This is a genomic window from Microcoleus sp. Z1_A1, assembly GCF_036700305.1.
GTDB lineage: Bacteria > Cyanobacteriota > Cyanobacteriia > Cyanobacteriales > Microcoleaceae > Microcoleus.
Genome location: NZ_JAUBOR010000016.1, coordinates 53,266 through 65,818, shown reverse-complemented (window position 1 = coordinate 65,818; position 12,553 = coordinate 53,266). Strand labels below are relative to the sequence as shown.

Below are 12,553 nucleotides of genomic sequence, written 5' to 3'. Positions count from 1 at the left end.
AAAATAGTAGCAGGAAAGCAATCTTAGTAGCGGGAGGAATAGCAAAATGCGATCGCTCGTCAAAACCGAAACCAGTACCGAAACCAGACTCTCTTGGTGGGCTTACCTATTTGTCCTAGACGAATTCATTGCCGAAGCAGATGCTACGATCAACGGCCCAGCAGCTTACAATAATACACCTCCAGCACTGTCGGATCGCGATCGAGCCTTTTTACTGTCAGTCATGGAAAACCCGCCAGCACCGTCTGAAGGATTGCTCGCATTATTTGCAGATTATTAAACAAAACAGTACAGCGAGTGAATTGGACTATTAGCCGTCTAGAAGATATAAACCGAAGTACGAGCAGTCTTAGAAAAGACCCATTTAATTCGGGAAATACAGAATTAGATGCTTATCTCAAACGATATGCAAAGCAGAATGATCGCCTCGGTACTGCTAGAACTTTTGTAGCTTTAGCAGGTGAAGATAACTACACAATAGCAGGCTATTATGCTGGCAGCGCTAATTTACTCGATCGTACCCAGCTACCACCTAACTTGCGAGAAAATCTCCCCAACTATCCCCCTCCTGCTATGCTAGTTGGGAAACTTGCAGTCGATCGATCAATGCAAGGTAGAGGCTTGGGGAAGCGGTTACTGCGCCATGCCTTCGAGAATGCACTGAATTTATCCCAAAATATGGGAATTTATGCTGTCAGGGTAGATGCTATTGACGAACAAGCTAAAGAATTTTACAAAAGGTGCGGTTTCTTGGAGTACCAAGATAGTCCTTTTTCACTGTTTATTCTGATGAGTACAATTAAACAAGCAGCAAATGGGTAGGTCTCTAACTCATGACTCTAACTGATAAATTTTACTTTTATTTTGAAGCCGATCGACCGATCGCCCCTACCAACCAAACAAAATTTATACAACAAAGACGGCAAACACAACACAACGTATACGGTTTGCCACAATACCCGAATCGATCGCACACCGTACATTAGGAAGAGTAAAGAAAAGCAGTCAACAACTGTAGCGGTGCAAGCCTCACGGATGCAACCGTCCCCCAACAGGTTCGGTAAATACCCCTTCATCGCAAGGTCTACCGCCCGCAGTATAGAGATAAGCACCCTATCGAAGACTGTATTAAAGCAGGACTCACTACCCGTAAACCGCGAGGTAAAATGGCAGTCCTGAATAACCAGACTATCGCACAGATAAAACACCAAAATTTTGTAGAGATTGGAGCCGGAACACCCCTATGGGAAAAGTAGTTGGAATTGACTTAGGTACGACAAACTCCTGCGTCGCAGTTATGGAAGGCGGCAAACCCACCGTCATAGCCAACGCCGAGGGGGGTCGCACCACACCTTCTGTAGTAGCATATGCTAAAAATGGGGATCAACTTGTCGGACAAATCGCCAAGCGTCAAGCCGTGATGAACGCCGAAAACACCTTTTACTCAGTAAAACGGTTTATCGGGCGTAGGGTTGATGAAGTAACCCACGAAACCACTGAAGTTTCCTACAAAGTTCTCAAAGTCGGCAACAGCCTCAAACTAGACTGTCCCGCCCGCGGCAAGCAATTTGCCCCAGAAGAAATTTCTGCACAAGTTCTTCGGAAACTCGTAGAAGACGCCAGCAAATACCTCGGCGAAACTGTTACCCAAGCGGTAATTACTGTTCCCGCTTACTTCAACGACTCCCAGCGCCAAGCTACGAAAGACGCAGGAAAAATTGCCGGTATAGAAGTGCTGCGGATTATTAACGAACCTACAGCAGCAGCTTTAGCTTACGGGTTAGATAAAAAGAGCAACGAAACCATCCTCGTATTTGACTTAGGTGGCGGTACTTTCGACGTATCTATTCTCGAAGTAGGCGACGGCGTATTTGAAGTGCTAGCAACTTCTGGAGACACTCACCTCGGCGGTGACGACTTCGACAAAAAAATTGTTGATTTCATCGCTAATGAATTCCAAAGAGCCGAAGGAATTGACCTCCGCAAAGACAAACAAGCCCTGCAACGCCTGACGGAAGCAGCCGAAAAAGCCAAGATTGAGCTTTCGAGCGTTACCCAAGCAGAAATCAACCTGCCGTTTATTACCGCGACTCAAGACGGGCCAAAACACTTGGACACGACTTTGACGCGGGGCAAGTTTGAAGAACTCTGTTCCGATTTGATCGATCGCTCCCGCATCCCCGTAGAAAATGCGATCCGCGACGCCAAATTAGACAAATCTGCAATTAATGAAGTCGTCTTAGTTGGTGGTTCTACGCGCATTCCTGCGGTGCAAGAACTGGTCAAAAAACTCCTTGGCAAAGACCCCAACCAAACCGTAAACCCGGACGAAGTGGTCGCAGTCGGTGCAGCAATTCAAGCAGGCGTACTCTCCGGCGAAGTCAAAGACATCCTGTTGCTCGACGTTACTCCGCTGTCTCTCGGCGTCGAAACCTTGGGTGGCGTGATGACCAAAATCATTCCCCGCAACACCACTATTCCTACCAAGAAGTCGGAAACTTTCTCGACTGCTGTAGACGGTCAAACAAACGTGGAAATTCACGTTTTGCAAGGCGAACGGGAAATGGCCAATGATAACAAGGATTTGGGAACCTTCCGCTTAGATGGAGTTCCACCGGCCCCCCGTGGCGTACCTCAAATTGAAGTTACTTTCGATATCGATGCTAACGGTATTTTGAATGTAGCTGCTAAGGATAAAGGTACTGGCAAGGAGCAATCGATTAGCATTACTGGTGCTTCTACTTTGCCCAGCAATGAAGTCGATCGCATGGTGAAGGAAGCCGAATCGAATGCTTCTGCTGACAAAGAGCGTCGCGAAAGGATCGATCGCAAAAACCAAGCTGATTCTCAAGCCTATCAAATCGAGAAGCAGTTGGCAGAATTGGGCGATAAAGTTCCCGCTGATGACAAAACTAAGATTGAAGGGTTGCTTAAAGACTTGCGATCCGCGATCGAGAGTGAAGATGACGATCGCATCAAGACACTGACAACAGAGTTGCAGCAAGCATTCTACGCTGTCAGCAGCAACCTGTACCAGCAAGCAGGCGGCCCAACTGACGGCCCCGGCGGCCCCGGCGGCTATGGAGACGGCGGCCCCACTGGCGGCGGCGACGACGTGATTGACGCCGACTTCACAGAAGGCAACAAATAACAGGCTAAATTAAAAGCCCCCAGCTAGAAGCAAGAAACCCGGTTTTGAACAGAAACCGGGTTTCTGTTCATGCAAAAACAAACCAAAGTCGATCGACTAAAATTACTAAAAATCTTGCTTGAGGCATAGAGACAAAACTAGAATATGCTTCAACAAATATCATAAACTATAGCAATCCTAAATGATTTGTGTAATTCTTGTAGGGGCAAACCCCCCGTGGTTGCCCCGCCTTAGCTGGGCTAGGCACTCTTAGCACTACCCCTACATATTTTTACAACTTATTTAGGATTGCTATAGCAGTAATATCGCAATCGAGAGCAATTAAATGTCACGTTCTCCTATACAAAATTCCTCCCCAAATACTCCCAGCCAATCTCATGTTGCATCCTTGCGCCGACTCCGCCGGATCAGCCATTTACTAGACAACGCAATTCCCATTCCCGGCACAAAATACCGCATCGGACTCGATCCGATACTGGGACTTATACCGGGCGGCGGCGATTTAATCAGTTCAATTTTTGCAGGCTATGTTGTCTTCAAATCCGCTCAAATGGGAGTGCCTCAAGAGACTTTAGTAAAAATGGCAGCTAATATCGTATTTGATACAGTTGCTGGTACTGTACCGGTAGCCGGAGATTTGTTAGATGTTGCTTGGAAAGCTAATGTCAAAAATATAGAATTGCTGGATGCTCATTTAGGTTCCCCTGAACAAGGCAAAAAAGCCGATTGGCTATTTGTGGCGGCGCTGTTATTGGGTTTAATTTTAATTGTCGGAGGTGTTATTTTCTTGAGTGTGATGCTTTTTGGGTTGCTATTTCAATTAATTACAGGGCGTTAAATTGGGTTTAACGCTCCAGATAAATTCCTCTCTTTATGTCATTCATAGTGATAGCATATAATCGGGAAGCTTCTCCTTGAAACTCCTTTTTGAGGATGATTGCGAACCGAAACACAACATCTGGCTTTAATTATCCATAGGGTGCGTTGCTTTTTTTGATGCCTTACTAAAGAGCAAATATTTCACATATCCGTAGATTACAAACAGGGCGATTGGAAAAAAAACAAACTGTTTTTTCGCAGCAATACTTAATAATAAGAGGAGTATTAGCTACAAAAAAACAGTGACTGCAATCAATGTTCAATAAATAAATACTAAAGTGTGTCTGGGTTTAAAAATTCAACCAACCCCTACTAATAAAAGTTCTGATCCTCTTACCAAGAAGAGATATGTGGCAGAAATCTGAGATATTGCAGCATTCTCAACAACAGGCAAGATGCCTGTTCCACAAGAGAATTCACTCTGGATATTAAAAAATATATCTTAAGGGGATTGACAAAATTTATTAAATACATATTTAATAATCAATTTTCTTTGAAACTAGGAATTGACCAGGAATTTCAAAGGTGGTACCCGCCACGTGATGTATCTCGCGCAAATCAATCCAAAATCGAAAATCCTTGCGTCCCCCGCATTTATCCGTCGGGTCGCCTCTAAAATCTAAAATCTAAAATCTAAAATCTAAAATCGATTGACCCGATCGCCCTTGAGTCCGATATAGTGATATAATCCAGACTATAATATCAAATTGATATAAATGCTTGAATTATCAGCACTTGGACTGCTACAGTTGCAACCCCTGCACGGCTATCGGCTAAAGCAAAAACTGGAGCTGTTTATGAGCAGTTGCATCAGCGTCAACTATGGAGCGATTTACCCGCTGCTGAAGCGCTTGGAAGAGCGAGGGGAGATTTCGGTAATAGCCGAAGAAGCCGGAGATGCGGGCTGTCCGCGCAAAATCTACGGAATTACCCCCAAAGGGCGCGAACTGTGGCGGCAAAAAATGCTCGAACACCCTCAAGAAAGCTGGGTTAACAGTGGTTCCCGGTTCCAAATCAAGTTTTTCTTTTTTGGCGACTTAGAACCGGCAGAACGGCTGAAGCTATTGGAACACCGCTTGCGAGCCTGTTACACCAGGCAAGACTACATCGAAAGCCTCAAGAGCGAATATCCACTAACCGACGACTATCAATTCGCTTCTCGCGATCGCTGCAAGTCAGTGCTGGCCTCAGAGATTGAGTGGTTAACCGAGCAACTAGCCAAGGAAAAAAGCGCGATCGCCCGAGTGCGTGACTCCCCAACCTCCGCTGAATCCGCTGAATCCAAGGGAAAATCCTTCCAACTCACCCACTCAGGTGACTCGTAAGAAGGATGTGCAATCATTCCTGCCATCGTAACTTTTGAGAAATAACAAGAAGCTTTCCTAAAAATAATCACCCCTAGGCTTGGCTAACTGTGATGAGACTAAAGCCCTGCACATACCCCAACCCCATTAAAAAGAGACTTTCCCGATTCCATCCTGTTTAAAATCCCTTGTCATTATTCCCCCTTGTTGGAGGGGAACGCCGGAGAATCAAAGATTTCGCCCAAGTCTCAGTCAGAAGTTAAAAAAAATCTAAGTGGTGCTGCCCATGAGTTATTCTAAATCCCCAGAATCCGTCGTTGAAACAGAAGAGCAAAAACCTGCCACACCCGAACTGCACCCAACCGATGCAGACAGCGATCTACCAGAGGATTTTCCCGCCGTTGTCGATCGCCCGGAACCTGTTGCTAAACCACGATCGCGCTGGCCCCTAATTGCCGCGCTCGCGATCGCCACAGGCGCAGCAGGTTTCGGCTGGTACTCGTGGCAATCAGGCCAGACTCGCGCACCGCAACAGGCAGCCGCCGCCCAACCCCCAGGCATACCAGTCAAGATCGCAGCCGTACAAACCAGCTCAGTCGAAGATGCTTCCGAATTTGTTAGCAGCTTAGAAGCCAAGCGTTCGGTACAAATCAAACCCGAAGCAGAAGGGCTAGTCACGGAGATTTTTGTCAAAGCCGGCGACTTCATAAATCAAGGGCAAGCCATCGCCCGCATGAAAAGCGACAGCGCCCAAGCGGACTTGAGGCAATCCCAAGCCAACCTGATCCGCGCTCAATCCCACTTAGCCGAATTGCAAGCAGGAGCCAGGCCCGAAGAAATCGCCCAAGCTCAAGCCCAAGTCGCCCAAGCCCAAGCCAACCTCGCCCAACTGCGATCGGGCTCTCGGCCAGAAGAAATTGGTCAAGCCCAAGCCCGCGTTAGCCAAGCTGAAGCCGACCTCGCCGACGCCGAAACAGGTAGCCTCTTAGAAGAAATCGCCCAAGCAAGAGCGCAAATAGAAGCAAGCACAGCCGAAGCAAAGTTAGCCAGCCAGCAACTTGCCAGATATCAGGCCTTGGCAAAAGAAGGCGCAGAATCCGCGAACACTCTTGAGCAATACACCCAAAAAGAAGGCAGCGCCAAAGCCAATCTCCGAGAAGCTCAAAGGCGGTTTGAGCAGCGACAAAAGAACAGACAAGCCGAGATCGAGCGTCGCACAGCAGCCTTGCAACAGCAGCGGCAAGCTTTGCGACAATTGCAAAACGGTTCGCGCCCAGAGGAAATAGCTGCATCCGAAGCAGAAGTCGCACAAGCCAAGAGTAGATTAGCCCAGTTAGCCAACGGCACCCGCCAAGAACAGCTCGATCAAGCTGAAGCGCAAGTTGCCCAGGCCGCGGCTCAAGTGCGCGGCTTTGAAGTACAACTACAAGAAACTGCGGTCATCGCCCCCTTCGCAGGAGTCATCGGCGACATACCAGTGAAAGTAGGTGATTACTTGCAAAAAGGCAACGCTATCGCCACCCTGACAGAGAACCAATTGCTAGACTTGCGGTTATCAATTCCTTTGGAACGGATGCCTCAATTACGCTTAGGGTTGCCAGTACAAATGCTCGATGCTCAAGGTAAGGCGATCGCGATCGGTCAAATCAGTTTTATCTCCCCCAACGTCAGCGCCAATTCCCAAACAATTTTAGCTAAAGCCACCTTTCCCAACCCCACCGGCGAACTACTTAATCTCCAGTTTGTAAAAGCTAAAGTCATCTGGAAACAGAACCCCGGAATTTTAGTTCCAGTAACAGCAGTTACTCGTTTAGGGGGGGAAACTTTTGTCTTCACAGCTCAACAGCCGGAACAGCCAAAACCTGGAATGCCACCTTTAGTAGCGCGGCAAAAGCCCGTGAAATTGGGAGCCATTCAGGGGAATAATTATCAAGTTATCGAAGGTTTGAAAGCCGGCGAAAAAATTGTTACCGCAGGCATCCTTAACCTGACAGACGGCGCTCCCATTATGGCTCAAGAGGAAGGGAAAGGAGCAGGGGAAAAATTACCATTAGCAAGCCAAAAATAAGGTAGGTTGTTGCGCTTTAGCGCTCTTAATAGGTAAATTAAGAGCGCTAAAGGGCAACTACGTACCTTACGTGAAACTACTTGATTGCTCCGCTCTAAAAAAGGGGGCTATTTTAATTTTTGACGCAAGTGCAATTAGGAATTAGCAATTATCAACTAACAACTACCCATTACCCAAATAATGTTTGCAGATTTCTTTATTAAACGACCAGTCTTTGCTAGCGTCTGCGCCTTAATTATTGTTTTGGTAGGCGCAATAAGCATTCCCACATTGCCGATCGAACGCTTCCCCGACATCAGCCCCACCCAAATCAACGTCACAGCCAACTATAGCGGTGCCAATGCTGAAGTTGTCGAAAATGCGGTAACAAACATCCTAGAAAGGCAAATCAACGGCATTGAAGGACTGAAATATCTAACTTCCAGTAGCACTAACAGTGGAACTAGCACCATTACAGCCACCTTTGATACTTCCCGCGACAAAGATATCGCCGCCGTCGATGTGCAGAATCGAGTTGCAGTCGCTCAGCCACAACTCCCCGATGCCGTACAACGCACAGGAGTTACAGTTACAAAACAATCTAACAGCCTACTGCTGGCTATAGGATTATTTACCGAAAATAAAGAATACGATACCATATTTTTAAGCAACTACGCCGACCTCTATTTAGCAGACACTTTAAAGAGAGTAAAAGGCGTGGGCGACGTGCGAATTTTTGGGGAAAGACGCTATGCTATGCGCCTGTGGATCGATCCCAATAAATTAGCGGCTCGTAATCTAACAATGCAAGATGTAACAAGAGCAATTAACGAACAAAACTTGCAAGTTGGAGTAGGAAGAATTGGTCAAGAACCCGCCCCAGAAGGGCAAATGTATCAGATTGATTTGAGTGCAGAAAGTCGTCTCAAAAGCCCCACAGAATTTGAAGACCTAGTTATTAAAAGCGAAGCAAATGGAACTTTAGTTAAGTTAAAAGATGTCGGTAGAGCAGAATTAGGAGCAGAAAATTATAACTCTTTTCTGCGATTTCGAGGGAATGACGCGGTGGGTTTAGGGATTTACCAATTACCCGGAAGTAATGCTCTAAATGTTGCCCAAGCCGTCAAAGCAGAAATGGAGAAATTAGCGAAAAACTTCCCTCCGGGGGTGATACATAGAACCGCACTAGATACGACTCAATTTGTCCAAGAGTCAATGGCAGAAGTAGTCAAAACTCTGTTTGAAGCAGTCTTGCTAGTGGTGATAGTTATTTTTGTTTTCCTGCAAGATTGGCGCACTACGATTATTCCCACCCTCACAATACCCATTTCCTTGATTGGGACATTTGCTTTTATCAAAGCATTCGGATTTACGATTAACAGTTTGTCTCTATTTGGTCTTACCTTAGCAACAGGTTTAGTGGTTGATGACGCTATCATCGTAGTCGAAAATATTGACCGTCTAGTCCGCCAAGGTATGAATGCCCGCCAAGCAGCTTCCGAGTCAATGCGGGAACTTTTTAGTGCTGTAATTGCCACTTCCTTAGTATTGATGGCCGTGTTCGTACCCGTGGCATTTTTCCCTGGGACAACGGGAGCACTCTATAAACAATTTGCCCTGACAATTGCTTTTTCAGTGCTGCTTTCTACCTTTATGGCGGTTACTCTTACTCCCTCACTTGCCGCTATATTACTGCGCCCAGGTAAGAAGTTTGGCGGCCCGTTGGGTTGGGTTTTTAACCGGATTAATATTTTTCTTGATTGGATGCAAAAGAAATATAGAGACTCCTTAATATTCTTAACACGATTTAAAACCCTTGTTACCCTGTTGTTTATTGCTTCTCTGGGATTCACCGCTTGGCTTTATTTAGCAGTACCAACAGCATTTATCCCAGAGGAAGACCAGGGCTATTTTCTGACAATTATTCAAGGGCCTCAAGGCGTTTCGCTGCAATACACCCAGCAGGTGATGGATGGAGTTGAACAAGAAATCCTCAATGTTCCTGAAGTGGTGGGTACTTTTTCGGTAGGTGGCTTTGGTTTTAGTGGTAATAGTTCCAACCAGGGGATTATATTTACTACCCTTAAACCCTGGAAAGAAAGGAAAGGTGAAGCTCAAACCGTACAAGCGATTATTGGTAAATTGCAGGGTAAGTTTTTCGCGATTCCAGAAGCGAGAATTTTCCCGGTGAATCCGCCGGCTATTCAAGGTTTAGGTCAATTTGGCGGCTTCCAATTTCAATTGCAAGACCGCAAAGGGAACAGCGGTTTAGATTCTCTAGTTCAGGCGATGGGCGGGATTTTAAAGCAGGCGAATCAGACGCCCGGATTGCAGGCGGTATTTAGTACGTTTGCTGCGAATACGCCTCAGTTACTTGTGGAAGTTGACCGCAATCGAGCTAAGGCTCTAGATATTCCGATTAATGATGTTTTCAGTACGTTACAAACGGCTCTTGGTTCTCAGTATGTGAATGATTTTAATCTGCAGCAGCGCAATTATCGGGTGTATGTTCAGGCGGATAAACAGTTTCGTGATAACCCTGAAGATATTGGGAAATTGTATGTCCGCTCTGGAAAAAATGAAATGATTTCTTTGAGCAATTTGGTGAAAATAACTCCGGTGGTGGGAGCGCAAACTGTTAACCACTACAATTTATATAGGTCAATTGAAATTAGTGGCTCCCCGGCTCCGGGATCGAGTTCTGGACAGGCGATAAAATTGATGGAAAAGGTGTCGGCTGAAGTTTTGCCGTCGGGTTTTGGATATGAATGGTCGGGGAGTTCTTTAGAAGAAATTGAGTCTGGGGGTCAAGCACCAATTATTTTTGGTTTGGGACTGATTTTTGTGTTCTTGGTTTTGGCGGCTCAGTACGAAAATTATGTCGATCCTTTCATTATTTTGCTATCGGTTCCTCTGGCGATTTTAGGTGCACTTTTAGCTCAGTCGTTGCGGGGGTTGGCGAATGATGTTTATTGCCAGATTGGTTTGGTGATGTTGATTGGATTGGCAAGTAAAAATGCGATTTTAATTGTGGAGTTTGCTAACCAGTTGCGGGAGCAGGGATATTCAATTACTAAGGCAGCAGTTGAGGCTTCTCAAGAGCGTTTACGACCGATTTTGATGACTTCTCTATCATTTATTTTGGGGATTGCTCCCCTAATTAACCCGGAAGGTGCGGGGGCTGCAAGTCGTAGATCGCTAGGGAATGCGATCGCGGGGGGGATGGTTGTTTCTACTTTCTTGAGTTTGTTTATGGTGCCGGTGCTGTATGTGGTCATTGTCTCGACTCGCGATCGCTTTCGGAAGCGCGATCGATTAACAAATCTACCCGGTGATGGTACAACTTTGAACGGCAAAACGACTCCAGGCGAGGAGGTTGAACGCGATAAAGTATCGCCGCTGTAGTGGGTAATTAGTTCCTTTAACTATCCGGTTAGTGGTTATTGTTGCAAAATATCCGACTATCTGTGCCACGGGCTTTTTGATTGTTGCGACGCTGTGCGGTAACTCTCGGAGAAGATTTTTTGTACAGGTAGCGATCGCCCCCCATCGTGCAATAATGATATGACTTGCACAAAAGCTCTATTAGTAGGTAAATCTTGCCTACCTTACCGCTACATATAGCGTCTCAACTGTCAACCCGTGCTAGTTATCAATTAAACCGGCTGTTGCACTACACAAATTTTTTCTAATGGCTGAAGTCCCCCTAAATCCCGCAGAACTTGCAGAAGCCCTCAACGGCTTTACCGATATCAATTTCCAATTGCCAGACCCCGAAGACGAACAAATACCAGACTTTGATTTTGACAATCAGGTTGACAATGCCTGGAAAGTGTGCGATCGCTTCGACTTGCAAACCGACATCTGGCGGGGACGCATTCTCCGAACAGTCCGAGACAGAGAAAAAAAAGGCGGCGAAGGACGCGGTACAGGGTTTTTGAACTGGCTCAAAGAAAGAGAAATTGGCAAAAGTCAAGCCTATTCTTTGATAGAATTAGCTAATAGTGCCGACACTCTGATTCAGCAAGGAGATTTAGACCCAGATTCCATTAGAAACTTCAGCAAAAGAGCCTTTGTAGAAACAGCCAAAGCATCTCCCGAAGTCCAGCAAATGGTAACAGATGCCGCAGCAAATGGCGATCGCATCACCCGCCGCGAAGTCAAACAACTCTCCGACGAATGGATGGCAATGAACTCAGATTTATTGCCAGAAGAAGTCAAAGAAAAAGCATCTACAGGTTCTCTACCTTCCCGCTACCTCGCTCCTTTAGTGAAAGAAATGGAGAAACTCTCTCCATCTCACCAAAGCGAAATTCAAAAAGAAGTAGCAGAAAATCCCGACGTAGATACTGTTAAACAGCTAACATCCGACGCCAAGAACTTATCAAAATATCTCGACGCCGCCGCCCAAGTGCAAGCTCTCAATCAGTCTCACTTAGATATGGAAATGGCCTTAGAAGAATCTTTGCGAGTAGGCTGTTTGGGAACCACCGCCGACGTTGTAAAACAAGCCGCACAGCTAGAACAAGCAGTAGTCAAACTCTACACCATTTGGAAACGCTTAGGCAGTTTGGCAGATAGATTGTACGTGGATACAGGAGCAAGCACACCCAATTTGCGGTTGCTTTTGGGATGCTTGGACAGTCTTTCGGGAGAAAAGATTGAAGTGGATTTCGGAGACGGAGAACGCTCTATTCGCTTGCAAATTTTCAGCGAATAGCTCAACTTTGACCGCAGATAAAAGCCAACATCACGGCTCATTATCTGCGTCGATTCCTGTTCATCTGCGGTTAAAATTTTTGATTTTTTCCAAAGATATCGGGGATGCAAATAACGCCGATATTTGGTAACTACTTCTTTCCCCAACAGCACTACGCTAATCCAAAAACAAACTTCCGCCCCAACAGCCAGAACGAAAGATAAAGTAGTTTTTTGGGTAATGTCCAGCCCCAGGAAGGGCACAACAAATAAGACTGCCAGCCAGGGCAGAAAAGATAGGACAAATAAGAACAAACCGAGCTTTTGCATAGATTCACATAATACAGCTTTGATCTGCCCTTTATCTGTTAGTCCGCTTAAAGTGGACTTCGTTTGTATAGTAGCGATTTCAATCGCCTCCTTCACTACAAACTCACCTCTGGAACCAATGTCAGCAACAGGCTTTCCGGCCTG

9 protein-coding genes and 1 pseudogene are annotated in these 12,553 nt (G+C 46.0%); 9 read left to right on the top strand and 1 reads right to left on the bottom strand.

What is annotated here, in order from left to right:
• Positions 1–46 precede the first annotated feature (46 nt).
• From QT973_RS13125 to QT973_RS13085, 9 genes are all read left to right on the top strand, one after another.
• Positions 47–280: a hypothetical protein gene (locus tag QT973_RS13125; RefSeq protein ID WP_333028250.1), complete on the top strand. Its 234-nt coding sequence runs from the start codon at positions 47–49 to the stop codon at positions 278–280.
• A 17-nt stretch (positions 281–297) separates the two neighbouring features.
• Positions 298–822 (top strand): GNAT family N-acetyltransferase, encoded by a 525-nt coding sequence (locus QT973_RS13120; protein ID WP_333051494.1) that lies wholly within the window; start codon positions 298–300, stop codon positions 820–822.
• A gap of 11 nt (positions 823–833) precedes the next feature.
• Entirely contained in the window at positions 834–986 is a 153-nt protein-coding gene (locus QT973_RS13115; protein WP_333231314.1) for a hypothetical protein, read from the top strand.
• 257 nt (positions 987–1,243) lie between these two features.
• Positions 1,244–3,151: a molecular chaperone DnaK gene (gene dnaK / locus QT973_RS13110; RefSeq protein WP_333051498.1), complete on the top strand. Its 1,908-nt coding sequence runs from the start codon at positions 1,244–1,246 to the stop codon at positions 3,149–3,151.
• 325 nt (positions 3,152–3,476) lie between these two features.
• On the top strand, positions 3,477–3,989 hold the full coding sequence (locus QT973_RS13105) for a DUF4112 domain-containing protein (protein WP_333051500.1): 513 nt from the start codon (positions 3,477–3,479) through the stop codon (positions 3,987–3,989).
• A 757-nt stretch (positions 3,990–4,746) separates the two neighbouring features.
• Positions 4,747–5,355 carry a PadR family transcriptional regulator gene (locus QT973_RS13100; RefSeq protein WP_333051502.1) on the top strand — a complete coding sequence of 203 codons (609 nt, stop codon included), beginning with the start codon at positions 4,747–4,749 and terminating at the stop codon, positions 5,353–5,355.
• Positions 5,356–5,620: 265 nt separating this feature from the next.
• Entirely contained in the window at positions 5,621–7,402 is a 1,782-nt protein-coding gene (locus tag QT973_RS13095) for an efflux RND transporter periplasmic adaptor subunit (protein WP_333231310.1), read from the top strand.
• 180 nt (positions 7,403–7,582) lie between these two features.
• On the top strand, positions 7,583–10,786 hold the full coding sequence (locus QT973_RS13090) for an efflux RND transporter permease subunit (protein WP_333391472.1): 3,204 nt from the start codon (positions 7,583–7,585) through the stop codon (positions 10,784–10,786).
• A gap of 286 nt (positions 10,787–11,072) precedes the next feature.
• Entirely contained in the window at positions 11,073–12,101 is a 1,029-nt protein-coding gene (locus tag QT973_RS13085) for a hypothetical protein (protein WP_333209264.1), read from the top strand.
• A gap of 161 nt (positions 12,102–12,262) precedes the next feature.
• Here the strand turns inward: QT973_RS13085 and QT973_RS13080 are convergent.
• Positions 12,263–12,409: pseudogene (locus tag QT973_RS13080) on the bottom strand (transporter suffix domain-containing protein); the annotation flags it as partial.
• Between the last annotated feature and the right edge of the window lie 144 nt (positions 12,410–12,553).